The organism is Halopseudomonas pelagia CL-AP6 (assembly GCF_000410875.1).
Classification (GTDB): domain Bacteria; phylum Pseudomonadota; class Gammaproteobacteria; order Pseudomonadales; family Pseudomonadaceae; genus Halopseudomonas; species Halopseudomonas pelagia.
Genome location: NZ_AROI01000010.1, coordinates 94,998 through 111,065, shown reverse-complemented (window position 1 = coordinate 111,065; position 16,068 = coordinate 94,998). Strand labels below are relative to the sequence as shown.

The 16,068-nt window shown below is 56.6% G+C and carries 12 protein-coding genes and 1 pseudogene; 8 read left to right on the top strand and 5 right to left on the bottom strand.

Translation table 11 applies throughout. The features are described from left to right. Positions 1–284 precede the first annotated feature (284 nt). A complete protein-coding gene (locus K787_RS0110310) occupies positions 285–2,450 on the top strand; it encodes a methyl-accepting chemotaxis protein (protein ID WP_028614825.1) in 2,166 nt (721 codons plus the stop codon). A gap of 89 nt (positions 2,451–2,539) precedes the next feature. On the opposite strand, the gene K787_RS0110305 is transcribed toward K787_RS0110310, so the two are convergent. Further along, positions 2,540–3,775, bottom strand: coding sequence for a cyclic di-GMP phosphodiesterase (locus K787_RS0110305; protein ID WP_084672021.1), 1,236 nt, complete (start codon positions 3,773–3,775; stop codon positions 2,540–2,542). A 235-nt stretch (positions 3,776–4,010) separates the two neighbouring features. Between K787_RS0110305 and K787_RS0110300 the strand changes: the two genes are divergently transcribed. The 7 genes from K787_RS0110300 (at position 4,011) to K787_RS0110270 (ending at position 9,395) form a co-directional block, all read left to right on the top strand. After that, positions 4,011–4,694, top strand: a complete 684-nt coding sequence (locus tag K787_RS0110300; RefSeq protein ID WP_022962724.1) for a class I SAM-dependent methyltransferase — start codon at positions 4,011–4,013, stop codon at positions 4,692–4,694. Positions 4,695–5,026: 332 nt separating this feature from the next. Then, complete coding sequence (locus K787_RS0110295) at positions 5,027–6,406, top strand: trimethylamine monooxygenase (protein ID WP_022962723.1); 1,380 nt, start codon at positions 5,027–5,029, stop codon at positions 6,404–6,406. Between the two features lie 82 nt (positions 6,407–6,488). Continuing rightward, complete coding sequence (locus K787_RS0110290; RefSeq protein ID WP_022962722.1) at positions 6,489–6,890, top strand: MbcA/ParS/Xre antitoxin family protein; 402 nt, start codon at positions 6,489–6,491, stop codon at positions 6,888–6,890. Further along, positions 6,890–7,582 carry an RES family NAD+ phosphorylase gene (locus K787_RS0110285; RefSeq protein WP_022962721.1) on the top strand — a complete coding sequence of 231 codons (693 nt, stop codon included), beginning with the start codon at positions 6,890–6,892 and terminating at the stop codon, positions 7,580–7,582. Before K787_RS0110290 ends, K787_RS0110285 begins: the two co-directional genes overlap by 1 nt. A gap of 108 nt (positions 7,583–7,690) precedes the next feature. Continuing rightward, a complete protein-coding gene (locus K787_RS0110280; RefSeq protein ID WP_040640938.1) occupies positions 7,691–8,362 on the top strand; it encodes a CsgG/HfaB family protein in 672 nt (223 codons plus the stop codon). 20 nt (positions 8,363–8,382) lie between these two features. Continuing rightward, positions 8,383–8,745 (top strand): DUF4810 domain-containing protein, encoded by a 363-nt coding sequence (locus K787_RS0110275; RefSeq protein ID WP_022962719.1) that lies wholly within the window; start codon positions 8,383–8,385, stop codon positions 8,743–8,745. Continuing rightward, complete coding sequence (locus K787_RS0110270; protein ID WP_022962718.1) at positions 8,742–9,395, top strand: DUF799 domain-containing protein; 654 nt, start codon at positions 8,742–8,744, stop codon at positions 9,393–9,395. Before K787_RS0110275 ends, K787_RS0110270 begins: the two co-directional genes overlap by 4 nt. A 64-nt stretch (positions 9,396–9,459) precedes the next feature. Here the strand turns inward: K787_RS0110270 and K787_RS0110265 are convergent, their stop codons facing one another. From K787_RS0110265 to eat, 4 genes and pseudogenes are all read right to left on the bottom strand, one after another. Beyond that, on the bottom strand, positions 9,460–11,022 hold the full coding sequence (locus tag K787_RS0110265) for a GTPase family protein (RefSeq protein WP_022962717.1): 1,563 nt from the start codon (positions 11,020–11,022) through the stop codon (positions 9,460–9,462). Further along, the gene (locus K787_RS0110260; RefSeq protein ID WP_022962716.1) at positions 11,000–12,112 is read right to left on the bottom strand and encodes a YcjF family protein; all 1,113 of its coding nucleotides are present in this window, start codon (positions 12,110–12,112) and stop codon (positions 11,000–11,002) included. The genes K787_RS0110265 and K787_RS0110260 overlap by 23 nt, the downstream gene beginning before the upstream one ends. A gap of 145 nt (positions 12,113–12,257) precedes the next feature. After that, on the bottom strand, positions 12,258–14,366 hold the full coding sequence (locus K787_RS0110255; RefSeq protein WP_201765103.1) for a sulfatase-like hydrolase/transferase: 2,109 nt from the start codon (positions 14,364–14,366) through the stop codon (positions 12,258–12,260). Between the two features lie 302 nt (positions 14,367–14,668). Continuing rightward, a pseudogene (eat, locus tag K787_RS0110250) lies at positions 14,669–16,063 on the bottom strand (ethanolamine permease); the annotation flags it as partial. Between the last annotated feature and the right edge of the window lie 5 nt (positions 16,064–16,068).

Genomic DNA, 16,068 nt, shown 5'->3' with positions numbered 1-16,068 from the left:
ATGCGTTGTTACTAAGTACTATGTCCGCCAAATTTTGCTCCTGATAATATCGCTGCGCCATCACAGGAGCCTCATAAAAGACTGATGTTGGTGATCTATAAATCCGCTTTGCCTGCCGCCCTGGCAGCGCTGTTTATTACCTTTTTCCTGCAGTTGAGCTGCCATTTAAAAGAATAGGTAATTATTAGAAAGCTGTTGATTTGATCGTAATTCGTTAATTGCTCTAAAGACACAAAGGGCCGTCGTATTTAACGTAGGCAAAAAAATAGTGGGCATGTCATATCATGAAGCTTAAGTCATTGCAGGCACGTATTTGTGTAACGGCAGGTCTATGCTTGCTTGTTTCATCTGCTAGCCTGGTCATATATGGGCTGTTTACCTCTCGGGCAAATGACCAGTATGTGTCTGTGGAAGTATCGGCGCTCGTTGAAGAGTCAACCATCCGCGAGATTCAAAATCTGGCTGAGTCCCGTGCGAATGCTATCCAGTCCAAATTGCAGAATGCCCTGGATGCTGCTCGCACTATGGCCAGTGCCTTTGCCGCAAGCAAAACCTCACAGAGCCCTTTAGATCTGGGGCGTGAACAGATTAATACTGTGCTGCTTAACGTCTTGAAGGATAACCCTGACTTCAACGGCACCTATTCATGCTGGGAGCCGAATGCGTTGGACGGGAATGATTTTGCGTTCACCAACGGCGAAGACGGCAGCAACCCGTCGACCGGGCGCTTCACGCCTTACTGGACACGCAGCGCAGACGGCCATGTTGCGGTGCAGCCTCTGGTGGAATATGACTCCACAGACCGCCATCCCAATGGTGTTCTTAAGGGCGGCTGGTACAGCGGCCCGCGCTCAACGCTGACAGAAAGTGTATTGGATCCGATTCCGTATGTTGTGCAGGGCAAAAAGGTCTGGCTGACAACCTTGTCGGTTCCGATTATCGCTGATGGCAAATTTTACGGTGTAGTCGGTGCTGATTTCGATATCGCCTTCATCCAAAGGCTGAGCGAACAGATGTCGGCGGACCTTTATGACGGTAAAGGCTCTGTGACCATTATGAGTAATCAAGGGTTGGTGGTGGCTGACAGTCAGCACATAGACCTTATTGGTCAGCCGATCAAAGCGTTGCTGCCTGAATCCTGGGAAGAGGTTTTAGCCAATATTCAAAGTGGCCGCGGTCAAAGCCTGCTCAATCAAGCAACTGAAAATATTGAAGTGCTGATGCCGATTCAGCTCGGGCGCACCGGTAAGCCATGGGCATTGTTGATTCGTCTGCCTAAAGCAGTAGTCATGAGTCAGGCAATCGCCTTGGATAGTGAGTTGGGCGCGCGCAGCGTCAGTAACAGTATCTGGCAGGTGATAGTAGGATTGGGCATTTCGCTGTTGGCTTTGGCAGTATTATGGTTTGCAGCAGCGAAAATCGTTGGGCCGATCCGGGACGCCGCAGCACTGGCAGCCAATATCAGTTTAGGTGACTTCTCCAGCCGTCTAGTTCAGCAATCTGAGGATGAAGTAGGGCAGCTGTCGCTCGCTTTGAACGATATGTCTGAAAGCTTGCAACGCCAGGTTAGGGTGGCAGAGCGCATTTCTGAAGGCGATCTTGATTTGGAGGTCAGGTTGTCCTCACCTCATGACACCCTTGGCAAGTCGCTAGAGAAGATGGTCAGCAACCTGAATAACCTTATATCCGAGGTACAGGGTAGCGCCACCCAGATTACCGGTAGTTCGGACCAGGTTGCCGACCTGAGTCAATCGCTATCAGACGGAGCGTCAAGTTCTGCCTCTTCCATTACCGAAATCAGTGCGGTCATGACACAGATGGCCGCTCAGACGTCGGATAACGCTGAGAACGCCAAAAAAGCCGATGAGCAATCCGAAGCTTCACGGGCTGACGCCGGCGAAAGTGACAAGCTGATGAGCGAACTCATTGCCGCCATGACGGAAATCGACAATTCGGGCAAAGACATCACTGCGATCATTACCACCATCGATAACATTGCTGCGCAAACTAACCTGTTGGCGTTAAATGCCGCGATTGAGGCTGCAAGGGCAGGCGAGCTTGGGCGTGGTTTTGCAGTGGTGGCCGACGAGGTGCGTAGCCTCGCCGCACGAAGCGCTGAGGCAGCCCAGCAGACGGCAGCGCTGATCGCCGACTCGGCGACCAAAACGCAACGCGGAATGATCATCGCTGGTCGAACTGCGGAGTCGCTTAAAAATATCGTCAGTGGAACCAGCGCGGTGTCTACCTTGGTTTCTCTAATCTACCAAGCTTCCAGTGAGCAGGCTTCTGGCTTACAGCAGGCCAGCATTGGCCTTGAGCAGATCGATGAAGTGACGCAGCAAAACCAGTCTAATTCGCAAGATTGTGCGGTGGCAGCAAGGGATCTTTCTGCGCGGGCTTCGGCGATGCAGCGCGAGCTAAGTCGCTTCAAAGTTAAAAAAGCATCATGACTGTGAAGTACTCAGTACTGTGCAAAATCGTTCAGACCTTTCATCCGGAAGCAGCACGCTGATTTCGATAAGATTCTCAGTTACCCTGTTTATAGATTGGCCGGGATTAGCAGGCCCTTGCGACGGTAGGCGTCGATATCAATACCAAAGGCACCACTGCTGTGTACCTCGTGAATCCTGTAAGGCTTGCCACTGGCATCGGCAGTCGTATTGGCCAGGTCGATAACGATTTCCCTGCAGATTTCTTTGTTGGCATCCAGCACGCGCAGTATTTTCGGTTTGAGTTTGTTACTGGGTGGGCAGCCAATAATGATGCCCACCTCGCCATTGGTCAGCTCGACAATTTCCCCGGGTGGGTAGATACCTATCAGACGGATAAAGTGACCTACTATTTCTTCATCGAAATGACTGTTGGCGGCGTCAAGGAGAATGCGTAGCGACTCCAGGCTGGACTTGCCTTTGCTGTAGACCCGGTCGCTGTTGATGGCGTCATAGGCATCGACTACCGCGATAATTTTCGCAAAGTAGGGGATTCTGCTTGCGTCGAGGCCGCGTGGGTAACCCTTGCCATCCAGGCGTTCATGGTGGGAGTAGGCGACATCTACTGTGGCTGGGGTGATCTGCTGATTACTCATTAATAGCTTGCGCCCTTCAAGCGCATGGCTCTGCATAATGCGCAGTTCCTCTGCGGTGAGTGCGCCGGGTTTGTTGAGAATCTCGTTAGGTACTTTAATCTTGCCAACATCATGCAACATGCCACAGACACCAATCTGTTCGAGTTGGTAATCCGGCAGTCCAAGTTCTCTGGCTAAGGCTATAGCGAGTATGGAGACCCGCAGCGAATGTTCGGCGGTGTAATCGTCGCTGTGTTTGATTCTGGCCAACCAGAGCATGGCAGCAGGGTTGCGAAGAATACTGTCAACGCATTCCTTGACCACGGCTTTCACCGCCTGGACGTCCAGCTCTTGGCCCATCCTGACTGCGTCGAGAATGCGCAATGATTCTTCGCGTGCAGCATGCCAGGCGGGGGAGGCCTGATCGACCTCTTGATTGAATTCGACCTTGCCAACAATAGGCTGCAAACTGGCTGACTGAGCATGGTTTTCTATCAGTTGCTGTTTCACGCCTACGGTACGTCTGGAATCAACCCAGACATGTTTACACACTTCCTGCAGCAACCATATTTCCTGCTGCTGGCGAATGCGAAAACCTTGAAATAAAAAGCTGGTGTCTGTCCAGGGACGGTCCAGTTCGAATACATACATCCCAATGGTGAGTTGGGTTACGTCGATTTTCATGCGGTCCGTTCTGGCGTTTTCGGACATGGGGTTTCTCGCTGAGGGCGCTAGGACTTTTTTTTGTTCTTTATAACCTATCAAGCGTCGAGTTGCCTGAAGCAGTAAACCTCTGTAACAAAAGGGCCAAATTGATGGATGTCTTTACTTCGGCCAAACTGGCAAACCCGCGTATTACGCGAGTGTATTTGTCATACGGTTGAGCATGTTCGGCTCTAACGCGCTAGTCTATGACCGATGATTACAGCTGGAGCCAAGCCACCCCATGTCTGACCGCCATAGCCTGCAACGCCTTATCGACGCGCAATCCGACACCCACGCCAAACCGCAGGATGAGTTGGCCGGGCTGGCCCGGCAGACGCTGAAACACTATCAGCAGAATGCCGAGGGCTTTCGCGAGGGTACGCGCGATCATGATGTAAGCCAGAACATTGATGCCTTGCTGCGGCATATTCAGGCGCCCGCGCCGCTGCAGATACTGGATATGGGCTGCGGGCCGGGGCGGGATCTGCGCACCTTTACGGCGCTGGGGCATGTGGCGGTGGGGCTGGATGGTTGCGAGCGCTTTGTCGAGATGGCCAAGCAGGACAGTGGTTGCGAAGTATGGCTGCAGGACTTTCTGATGCTGGATTTGCCGGCGGAGCGTTTCGACGGGATTTTTGCCAACGCGACGCTGTTTCATATTCCCAGCAAGATATTGCCCGCCGCGTTGCGGCAGTTGCATCACACGCTGAAACCGGGCGGCGTGTTGTTTAGCTCCAACCCGCGCGGAGATGATCAGGAAGGCTGGACGGGTGATCGCTATGCGGCCTATTACCGGCTGGAGACCTGGCGCGCGTTTATGCAGGCGGCGGGTTTTGTCGAGATTGAGCACTACTACAGGCCTGCCGGTTTACCGCGTGATCAGCAGCCGTGGCTGGCGACCGTATGGCGGCGTGCCCCGGCCTGAGGCCGCATCTGTGTTACCATAGCCCCTCGCTTATTCACTAGAGCGCCACGGAATACAGTATTGCGCTGCTTCTTCCGGTCATCTCGAGCCCGTCTTTCTGGCGCGGTTTCGACGTTATGCGACACAGCCCCCGCGGCTTACAGTTCGACTTTTATCTTGATGCTCCTTGCCTTTGTAGACTCTGGTTCACATGGCCTGGGAGCGTTAACTATCCGCAGTTAATCCTGCTTTTTTGCACGCCACTGCGTGCATCTTTCTCGTTGCCGAGAAAGTCGTCTGCCCGCTGGTTTTATGGGTGGGTTGGACCTTGCTAATTTGAATAGAGGAATACCATGAGCTTACGAATCGCCATTCTTGGGGCTGGCCCAAGTGGATTAGCCCAAATTCGCGCTTTTGAAGCGGCCCGCCTTGGCGGCGCCGAGATACCCGAGATTGTGTGTTATGAAAAACAGAGCGACCTGGGTGGGATGTGGAATTACACCTGGCGCACCGGCCTGGATGCCTACGGCGAGCCGGTTCACGGCAGCATGTACCGTTACCTGTGGTCCAACGGGCCGAAAGAATGCCTGGAGTTTGCTGACTACAGCTTTGAAGAGCATTTTGGCCGGCCGATTCCCTCGTATCCGCCGCGCGCCGTGTTGCGTGATTACATCATGGGTCGGGTCGACAAGAGCGGCGCTAGAAAATACATCCGCTTCAATACCGCAGTGCACTGGGTAGATTACTCAGAAGACACCGGCAAGTTCGCGGTGACCGTGCGAGACCTGAAGCAGGATGTGCTGTGCACCGAAGAGTTCGATTATGTGGTCTGTGCCACCGGGCACTTTTCCACGCCTAATGCGCCCTGGTTCGAAGGCCTGGAGCAGTTTCCAGGGCGGGTGATGCACGCGCATGACTTCCGTGATGCCTGCGAATTCAAAGGTAAGGATCTGCTGCTGGTGGGTAGTAGCTATTCCGCTGAGGACATAGGCACCCAGTGCCACAAGTACGGAGCCAAGTCGGTCACTTTCAGCTATCGCACCCAGCCTATGGGTTTCGACTGGCCCGATTCGTTCAAAGAAGTACCTTTGCTTATTAAAGTGGTAGGCAAAACAGCCTATTTCAAGGACGGTAGCAGCCAGGACGTGGATGCAATTGTGCTCTGTACCGGTTACCAGCATCACTTTCCGTTCCTGCCCGATAACCTGACGTTGAACACGGCGAACCGCTTGTATCCGCAGAGCCTGTATAAGGGCATCTTCTTCGAGCAGAACCCGAAGCTGATGTTTCTCGGCATGCAGGATCAGTACTACACCTTCAACATGTTTGACGCGCAAGCCTGGTACGCACGGGATGTGATCCTGGGGCGCATTGCGTTGCCGGACGAGAACCAGCGCGCTGCCGATATGGCGACCTGGGTGGCGCGTGAAGCGCAGGTGGAAGATCCGTTCCAGGCGATTGATTTTCAGGCTGCCTATATCCGCGATCTGGTGCAGCCCACGGATTACCCGGACTTCGATGTAGAAGGCGTAGCGGTGATCTTCAAGGAATGGGAGCACCACAAGGAGCAGGACATCCTTGGCTATCGTAACAAGAGCTACCGTTCAACGTTGACGGGCACCCTGGCACCCACGCACCACACACCGTGGATGGATGCGATGGATGACTCGCTTGAGACCTTCTTGAGCGAGAAGGTTGATGTTGCTGTGAAAGAGCCAATGCTCGATCGCTGATGGCATGTGCGCTTGATGTATTTACAGATATTATTATTGGCGTATAGTGTTTGTAGATACATTTTTAGTCGGAGTCATTGCCATGCTGACTGCACTCGCCACATCCGAGAACAAAGCTACCTCTGCCACTGGCCTGCGGGCCGCTGTCGCCATCCTGGATAAATGGGGTGCGACGGGGGAGCAGGGGGAGGCAATACTGCGGGTATCGCATAGCACCTATGCCCGGGCCAAGCGCAAGGATGGGTTGGCGTCGATCAATCTGGATCGCGATCAGCTTGCGCGGGTGAGCTTTGTTTTGAATATGCACGCGGCGCTGCGGACGATTTTTGATAACCCGGAGAACCTCTACGGCTTTATGCGCATGCCCAACGACAACGCGTTTTTCTTTGGACGCTCGCCGCTGCAGGTGATGGGCGAGGGCGATATTGTCGCGGTGTATGAAACCTTCCGGCGCATCGATGCGTTGCGGGGCGGGCAGTGGTAGTGGCGGCTGATCTGCAGGTGTTGCCTGGCAATACCGTGCGGGCCTATCGCCTGGTGCATTCCAAGTTTCCGCCGATTGCGATCTTTGATGACGTGGCCAGCGAGGAAGAGTTTGAGCAGCTGTATGCCCTTCAGGCCTTGACCAATCCGCGTATGCTCAGCCAGGCCGGCCGTTTGGAATTGTTACCGCGCGAGCAAATCCCCTTTGGTATACAGGGCTGTTCCTATGCGGCGGCGCCTTTTACCCATGTGAACCCGGAAGGCTCGCGCTTTAGCGATGGCAGCTTTGGTGTGCTGTATTTGGCGGACTCGATGGAGACCGCGATTGCTGAGGTGCGCTATCACCAGCAGGCCTATTGGTCGCACGTGCCGGATCTGCGTTACGAGCGCTTTGTGTTTCGCGGGCTGACCACGCGGTTTAATGAGGCGGGTGCTTTGGATGCCTTGACCATTCCCCGTAACGATCCGATCTACTCGTCCACCGACTACAGCGCATCACGCTTGCTGGGCCGCAGCGCCCTGGATGCTTCGGCTACGGCTCTGCGTTATCACTCAGTCCGCCAGCCGGAAGGCGTGTGCTGGGGGCTGTTTACACCCAAGCAGGTCAAATCGATAGTGCAGACGGCGCATTACGAAATGATTTGGAGCGGTGAGATTGCGGCGGTGCACAAGTTGTCTACGCATATTGGCTAGTGTCGCTTGCTGAATAGGTTATCTACCCTAGAGCGTATTCCCGCGGGACAAGGGACCTGATAATATCGCCCGGCCACTACTCATTTACAGAAAGGACTCTTATCCGTGATTTATAAATCCGCGTTGCCGGCCGCACTGGCAGCTTTGTTTGTGCTTGGTGGTTGTGCCACCGAATCCTCCCGTACACTTGAAGTCCCCAAAGTCACCAGCTACGGCACCGCTTATCAGGGCGAACGCTCCTTGATTGCTGTGGGCCAGTTTGATAACCGTTCCAGCTACCAGCGCGGCATCTTCTCAGATGGGGTTGATCGTCTGGGTAATCAGGCGAAAACGACGCTAGTGACGCATCTGCAGCAGACCAACCGTTTCAATGTGCTTGAGCGGACCAATATGGCCCAGTTGCAGAGCGAAGCTGGCTACAGCGGCGTGACGCAATCGATCAAAGGTGCAGCCTACGTGCTTACCGGTGACGTGACTGAGTTTGGCCGCAAGACGGTTGGCGATCAGCAGTTGTTTGGGATTCTCGGCCGGGGCATGTCGCAGGTGGCCTATGCCAAGGTCAATCTAAACGTGGTGAATGTGGCTACGTCCGAGGTGGCTTACTCGGTTCAGGGTGCTGGCGAGTATAGCCTGTCGAATCGTGAGGTGATTGGCTTTGGCGGTACTGCCGGGTATGACGCCACACTCAACGGCAAGGTACTTGATCTGGCCATCCGCGAAGCGGTGAATAATTTGGTGCAGGGTATGGAAACCGGTGCCTGGAACCCTTCCAGGAACTGATCAACACAAAAGGATTTGTAATGAACGCTATTTTTTCCAAAGCGGTTCTCCTGGCGGGCGCTTGTCTGTTGGGTGCCTGCGCGCCGGTTCAACAACCGCTCTACCACTGGGGCAGCTACCAGCCGGCACTCTATCAGCACCATAAGGATGGCATTACCGACTATGCCGCGCAGATAGATGCACTTGAGGCGACGCTGCAACGCGCTGAGGCGCAGGGCCAAAGTGTGCCTCCAGGTCTTCATGCGCACCTTGGCATGCTCTATTTCAATACTGGCCGTGAAGTTGAAGCGCGTGAACAGTTTGGTATGGAGAAACAGTTGTTTCCTGAGTCGGCACATTTCGTCGATTACGTGATGAAAGCCCAGCCGGAGGTATCCCAATGACGTTACGCATGATGGCCGTTGTGGCTGTGCTGACTGGCTTACTGACAGGTTGCGCGACAACCACGCCGTATGATTACACGGCGTTTCGCGAGAGCAGTCCGAGATCGATTCTGGTATTGCCGCCGGTCAATGAATCCTTGGACACCAGCGCCAGCTACAGCTTTCTGACCCACGTCAGCTTGCCGCTCGCCGAAGCCGGTTACTATGTTTTTCCGGTTGCGGTGGTGGAAGAAACCTTCCGTGAAAATGGTTTGACTAACCCAGAGGAAATTCACTCATTGGGTCTGGATAGGCTCAACGAGGTTTTCGGCGCTGACTCGGTGATGTATATCAAGATCACCCGATACGGTACCAGTTATCAGCTGCTGGCCAGTGATACGCGCGTCACTGCCGAGGCTTCCTTGGTTGACAGCCGCTCCGGGCAGCTGTTGTGGAAGGGGCAAGCAACGGCCTCCAGCACCGAGCAGAACAATAATAGTGGTGGCGGGTTAGTCGGGCTGCTGGTTGTCGCTCTGGTGGAGCAGGTAATTAACTCGACCACGGACCGTAGTTATCAAATCGCTGGCATGACCAGTGGGCGTTTGTTGTCCGCGCATGCGGTCAACGGCGTACTGCCTGGGCCGCGTTTGCGGGACCGGCAGTTGCAGTAACGACATGGGCGCCCTGGAAGTAGCTGATCTCTCAGCTGCTTCCAGGTTTACCCAGCCCGCTTGGTTAGTCCCGTTTTTTGATCAACTCCACCAACGACCCTGCCGCCTTACGGGCACGCTTCCATTCCCGCGATGCGGAAAAACGGCTGGCTTCGCGCCTTTTGCGATTCAGTTGCACGTTGATGGCTTTGTCATAGCGCTTGCTCAGTAGCGCGCGCAGGGTGTCGACGTTGTATTGCTCGCGCTCGGGTGAAACGCAGAGCGGCAGTATGTCATCCAGCTGCAATACATCCTGATTGAAATCCAGTGCTTCGCGAATCAGCTCGGCCTTGCTGCCGGGCTCGGGGCTGTCCAGATCATAGGGCGGCTGCCAGTCGTTCGGGAGGCCCAGACGGTCGACCTGATTGAGCAAGCCGATCAGCGGTGGTGGTTGGTAGTTGATGCGTTTGCTGTGCCATTGGCGGAAATGCTCGCCGAACTCCTGGTCGAGTTTGCGCGCGGGCTGGTTGGCGCGCAGGACCCAGAGCACCATATCGGCCTGGATCATTTCCTCGAACAGCACCTTTTCGATCTTCGCATCACCATTCAGGCCGGGTAAGTCGAGCAGGCGCAAGAACGGAATGCCATCCACCTTGCATTCATAGACCAGGCCGCGATCGGTTGAGGGCAGGGCGCTGGTTTCGGCTTGCCAGCCTTCGGTCAGGGCATTAATGACTGAAGATTTGCCAGCGCCAGTCTGGCCAATCAGGCACACGCGCACCGGTTCGGGCCTGCCGACGGTGCGCTCGTCATCCTTGCGAGTGGCGGCAGTGATGGTCAGCTCGTCATCGTCAAAGCGGAAGTGGCCGCCGTACAGGTCGATTGCCGAGCGCAATACTTCAAGCAGCAGCAGGCGTTTCATGCGTTGCTGCATTTCATCGCTTAGCCCTTCAAAGGATTGCCCTAACGCCTGGCTGCCGAGTTCAGCGAGCATGCCTTCCGGGGTGAGCATACGCACCTTGCGGTAGACGTTAACCAGGGTCATGGCCGGCGCGAACTGGTCGACCTTTTCTTCCAGCCAGAGTACGTGGGAGACCTTCAGATGATTAATCCCGGGCACGTTGTTCTTGAGCGTGCTGCGGTAGCGCTGGGTCAGCTGTTCGGTGATCGCCAGCAGCGCAATGGGCGAGAAGGCCCACTCGGAATGGCGTTTGCCCTTGCCGTACTGCGCAGCTACGCTGCGGGCTAGCTCGAGGGCGCTTTCAGGCACATCGCGCCAGGTTTCGGTGCGCTGCACCAGGGTGATAACGTCAGGCAACAACGTCTGCTGGACTTGTTTGTCCCAGGGCGTCCAGTAGGCGGGGGTTTCCATCTCCTTTTCCAGGCTCGCTTCCAGGCTGGCTTCGAGCTGTGGGGCTTTTTTGCGCCGTCTGCGCGCGGCCAGAAAGTAAGGCAGCATGGCGGCCAATGTCGACAGCCCGAGCAGACCAACGAACGTCAGAATGTAGTTGTAACGCAAGATCGCATACAGGCCAAAGAGCGCCAGCAGCCCGATAGGCAACAGTATGGCGATCAACAGAAAGGGCGTCAGCCGGTCAGAGAACTGGGTGGCGGCGCGTACCGCGCTAAGCGTCGTTTTTAACGTCATTTTTCGCCACTGGCATGATGTGTTCGAAGGCTTTGCGGTAGGTCGCTTTAAGCTCTTGCGCAGACGTGGGCTCGCCGCGTTTCTTGTTGAAGAAATAGATGCAGCCGACCCGGCCCAGGGCGTAGGTGACGCAGTAGCTGGTAACGGCGGCGGAGGCGGCGCCAACCGTCTGGCCGTAAACCGGGATCAGCTTGACCAACTGCTGAATACCCAGCCGTGAGGCGTACTGCACGCCAAAGCCGACGCCCAGGGTACTGACCAGCTCGGTAATCAGGCGTTTGTCCCACTCCAGGCCGTACTCGTTGGCCAAGCTGTGCAGCATCTTGGTCTGGATGGTGGGTACTGTGACCAGGCCGAGCACCGGCACGGCATCCGTGGCACCGGCCGCGCCGGCATACCACATGATCTCGCTCTTGAGTTTCTGGAAGTTGGCTTCTTCGGCGCTGCTGTTGCCCTGGCGCTCGAATAGTTCAGCGACAATTGGCAGAAAACTGCCGAGCTTTTCAATCAAGCCCTCAATGCCTACCGGGGTGCCATCGCGGCCAACCAAATCGACTGCGGCATGCTCAATCTCGCCCCAGACTTTTTCTATTGCCTGCTGATTGTGCAGTACGCAACGGCGTTGCTCATCCGGGGTGTCGAGCAGTTCGATCCCGGTATGCACTACCAGAGCGTTGTTGATCTTGCCGGAGCGCTTGATCTGTTTGATTGCGCGGAGCAGTTCCGATTGCTCGGGGTCATCGGCGCGCATGATGATCACCAGCGCGTGACTGCTGCCTTCGCAGGCCTTGATGTCGGCCGAGGCGTCATAGCCGGCCTCGGCCAGACCGCGGGTGTCCATAAAGGTCATTACCGGGGTGTTGGCGGGAAAGTCGTAGCGCACGGCGGTCTCGGTGCAGGGGCGAAAGCCGCGCCCGACCTCGATGTCGCTCTGGCCGGTGACCGCGCGGATAAACGAGGACTTGCCCGCGCCGGTCTTGCCGATCAGCCAGAGCGCCGGCAGGTGCTCAGCGCTGTAGCGAAAGGCGGGTTCCAGATCAGCCTTTTTCTCCGGATTGAGCCGGCGGTAGGCCCGTTGCAAAAAACTCATCGGTGCTCCTGGTTGCGGGTGACTCGCGGTGTTGCCCTGGGCTGATGATGCCATCAACGCAAGACTACCCTATGTATGACCGCGATAACCCGCAACATTTCCTTGCGAATGCGATAACAGAGCTGTTTGCAACGCTTCGTTCAGCTTATAGGCAGTCCAGCCCCAGGTTGTCTTCGATGATCTGCAGGTCTGCCGCATCGGTCAGGCCATCCAGATTGAAGTCGTACCAGCTCGAGCGTCCGCCGTTGAGCTGCGAGAAGTAGGTCCAGCCCTCCACATCCTGCTGGTCGATAACGCGATCCAGATTGCCGTCGCCAGGGCAGCTGGGCTCCGAGGCGACAATGCTGTCGAGCTCGGCCAGTAGGGCGTCGTAATGCTGCTGTTGTTCTGGCGTCAGTGCAGGGCGGGTCAGCAGGTCCTGGGCCGCCAGGTTATCCAGCCCCAGCGGTGAGCCGCTTTCGTTGATGGCATAGAACTCGAAGCGCTCGGTCAAGCCGCCGGCATCGCAGTTGGGTTCTTCCAGCTGCAGCAGCTTGAAGCGGTCGTCACGCACGGTGCGTTGGGTTTCGGCAAGGATGTCGAAGGGTGCTTCACCTTCGTTCACCCGATAGGTGTTGACTGCACAACAGGAGCTGAACGACTGGCCGGGCACTACGCCTTCGTCGCCGTACCAGGTGCCGCCTTCGGATAGGCACAGGCCTTTTTGCGGGAACAGTTGCAGGCAGATATTCACGTCAGTCAGCACGCAGGGCTGTGGAATGGCACCGGCCAGGTTGCGGCCGGACATGGAGAAGTTAGTGTCGCGTATCGGTGCAGCGTCAGCGCTGGCGAGGTAATCGTCCATGGCTTGCGCATCCAGCCGATCGGCCACTTCAGGCGCGCTCAGATCAGCACCGCCCAGTGTCGCGAACAGGTGATAGAGATCGGTGGAGTTAATCATCGCGGCGACTGAGCGGCCGGGCTGCTCGACCGCTGCACCAGTGACGATCAAGGGCACCCAGATACCGCCCTGGTAAACCGTGCCTTTGCTGCGCGCAGGCAGAAACGGTGCCTTGACCACGGGACCGTAGGTACCATTATCGCCAATAAATGCCACTACGGTATTGCTCGCCGGATTGTATTCCAGCTCACCATTGGCGTTCTCGATGTACACGCCTACCGACAGCAGTACGCGGCGAATCTCGGTATCCATTGCCTCCATGTTCTGGTTCATCAGTTGCCGGGTATCGGCGCCGTTGTCACAGGCGATGCCGCTATCCAGCGCGCCGGTTTCCGGTGCCAGGCTGGCCGGCGCTGGTTGCAGCGGCGCGTGCGAGGCGGAATAGCCGAGCGAGAGCATCCACGGCTGATCATCCGAGTGTGACTGAATCCAGTCGATGGCGAAGTTGGATTCCAGCTGCGTGCGGTACAGGCGGCTGGCGGGATTATCCACATCCAGCCGCTGCGAGCCACTCTCTTCACTGATCACTACCTCAGCAGTGTAATAGGCGTTCTGACGGGTGAAGTCCAGATACGCCGGCAGTGGCGAGGCGCATTGCTGGTTGGGATCAAACAGGCCGCCGCGCTCCAGGCACATCTTGCCTGGTACCGAGCTGCCGTCGGTGCTCAACGCTTCGCACGCGCCGCTGGGCTGATAGCAAGCGCCGTTATCGGCTCCTTGCGGGTGGTCGGTAGCCAGCGGCACAAAACCGCAGGTGAAGGGCTCGGCGCTGCTGTCGAGATTATCTAACCCGGCGGTCACGTCGATCGGCCGTGGGCCGCCGTCAAAGTAGCCGGCAAAATAGTCAAAGCCCAGAGCCCTGATGGCTTCGTCGCCAAAGGGGTGGTTGGCCGGATTCACATCCGAGCCGGTGACATGAATCTTGCCGATATAGGCGCTGACATAACCCTGATCAGCCAGTACTTTCGGCAGCGAACGCTCGAAGGGCGACATCTGCGAATTGGCGAAATCGGTAGAGACAATAGCGGTGTTTACATTAGTGCGCGGCGGATAGCGCCCGCTGAGCAAAGCTGCGCGCGTGGTCGAGCAGGTGGGCATGGACCAGGTATTACTGAAGCGCACGCCGGTGGCTGCCAGACTATCGATGGTCGGCATGGCCGGTGGCTGCACGCCGCCGAAACCGAAGCTGGCTAGCTGATCCACACCCACATCATCGGCGATGATCAGAATCAGGTTGGGTTTGGCGCTGGCCGGTGGCGTTGCGGCGCTGTTGTCTGATGAAGAGCCGCTCCCGTCAAGGCACGACGTCAGCAACAGAGAACAGGCGACAATGACAAGTGAGTGTAGAAGAGGGGCGTTTTGTTGTTTTTGTGAGGTGCCTGGCTGGCTGTTCAATTGAGCTCTGCTCCGCAGCGGATGTAAGTCCCTTGATAGTAGCCCTATGCCAGATGAATGTAATGAGATACTTGAACGCGCAAAGTCCAGCGGCGAATAACCAGAACGATCCCGAGCGCGATCTTTCTGCGCCCAGGGTCATCCTGAATAGGCTATCAGCCTTGGCTAACCACTGTGGCTCCTAACAGCGGCGTAGCATCAGTATCCGCAGCATCAGTATCCAATGCCGATTCCGCATCAGCCAGCAAATCGAACTCTTCCTCGGCAGTCTTGGCGACCAGATGGTGCTTGCTGTAGAAAAAGTAGTAAGCACCGCCGATCGCGAACAGGATCAGTGTGTAGTTGAATGCGCGCGGGTCGAAGGCGTATACGCCAGTGAGTGCGACCAGCGACAGCATCAGCGCAATACCGGAAGTGACCACGCCGCCGGGGGTTTTGTAAGGGCGGGGCATGTTCGGTTGGCGGATCCGCAGCAGGATATGACTCAGTGCCATTAGCGCATAGGAAACGGTAGCACCAACTACGGCCATGGCCAGTATCAGATCGCCTTCACCGCTCAGCGATACCAGAAAGCCGAAGATGCCAGGCACAATCAATGCGCGGGCCGGCACTTTGCGCGCGCTGGTCAGTGACAGGCTGCGTGGCAGGTATCCGGCGCGGGACAGGGCGAACACCAGCCGGCTGTAACCGTAAATAATCGAAAAGAACGAGGCGACCAGACCGGCCAGACCCAGTACGTTGACCACGGTAGCCAGGGTGCTGTTACCGTTGGCGTTCAGCGCATCGACCAGGGGCACGGCGCTTTGGCCGATCGCGTCGGCACCGGCGGAGCCGGCGGTTAGTACCACCACCAGCAAAGCGGTAAACAGCAGAAAGATCATGGCGCCGATAATGCCCTTGGGCACGTCTTTGGCCGGATCCTTGGCTTCCTCGGCGGCCAGCGGTACACCTTCTACCGCCAGGAACAGCCACATGGCAAAGGGCAGGGCGGCCCATACACCGTACCAGCCGAGCGGCAGTGCAGTAGACGCACCAACAGCATCGGTCACGGCCATGTCGAACAGGTTGTTCACGTCAAAACTGCCGATCAAGGCCACACCGGTCGCGACAATCGCGAATACGGCGAGACCACTGATGACCATCATGGCTTTCAGCGCCTCACCCACACCGGCCAGATGCACGCCGATAAACACCAGATAGAACGCGGCATAGACCCAGGGACCGTTAAAACCCAGTAGCTCCTGCACTGCTGAACCGATAAAGATGACAATGGCCGCAGGCGCCAGTGCGTATTCAATCAGTACCGCGAGGCCGGTCAGATAGCCGCCGGTCGGGCCCATGGCCTGGCGGGCGAAGCTGTAGCCGCCACCCGCAGCCGGAATCGCCGCGGACATTTCCGCCAATGACAGCACCAGCGTGAAATACATGATCGCCATCAGCACGGCGGCAATCGCAAAGCCGCCCCAGCCGGCCTGTCCGATACCGAAGTTCCAGCCGGCGAAATCGCCGGAAATCACGTACGACACCCCAAGGCCTGCCAACAGTAGCCAACCTGCGGTGCCTTTCTTCAACTGGCGCTTGGCCAGATAGTCACTGTCAATCTGCGTTTTTTGCATGGTTT

What these genes read in the sequence shown, in the direction of transcription:
- K787_RS0110310 (WP_028614825.1), top strand. Translation starts at nt 285, where the DNA reads ATGAAGCTTAAGTCATTGCAGGCACGTATTTGTGTAACGGCAGGTCTA.
- K787_RS0110305 (WP_084672021.1), bottom strand. Translation starts at nt 3,775, where the DNA reads ATGTCCGAAAACGCCAGAACGGACCGCATGAAAATCGACGTAACCCAA.
- K787_RS0110300 (WP_022962724.1), top strand. Translation starts at nt 4,011, where the DNA reads ATGTCTGACCGCCATAGCCTGCAACGCCTTATCGACGCGCAATCCGAC.
- K787_RS0110295 (WP_022962723.1), top strand. Translation starts at nt 5,027, where the DNA reads ATGAGCTTACGAATCGCCATTCTTGGGGCTGGCCCAAGTGGATTAGCC.
- K787_RS0110290 (WP_022962722.1), top strand. Translation starts at nt 6,489, where the DNA reads ATGCTGACTGCACTCGCCACATCCGAGAACAAAGCTACCTCTGCCACT.
- K787_RS0110275 (WP_022962719.1), top strand. Translation starts at nt 8,383, where the DNA reads ATGAACGCTATTTTTTCCAAAGCGGTTCTCCTGGCGGGCGCTTGTCTG.
- K787_RS0110270 (WP_022962718.1), top strand. Translation starts at nt 8,742, where the DNA reads ATGACGTTACGCATGATGGCCGTTGTGGCTGTGCTGACTGGCTTACTG.
- K787_RS0110265 (WP_022962717.1), bottom strand. Translation starts at nt 11,022, where the DNA reads ATGACGTTAAAAACGACGCTTAGCGCGGTACGCGCCGCCACCCAGTTC.
- K787_RS0110260 (WP_022962716.1), bottom strand. Translation starts at nt 12,112, where the DNA reads ATGAGTTTTTTGCAACGGGCCTACCGCCGGCTCAATCCGGAGAAAAAG.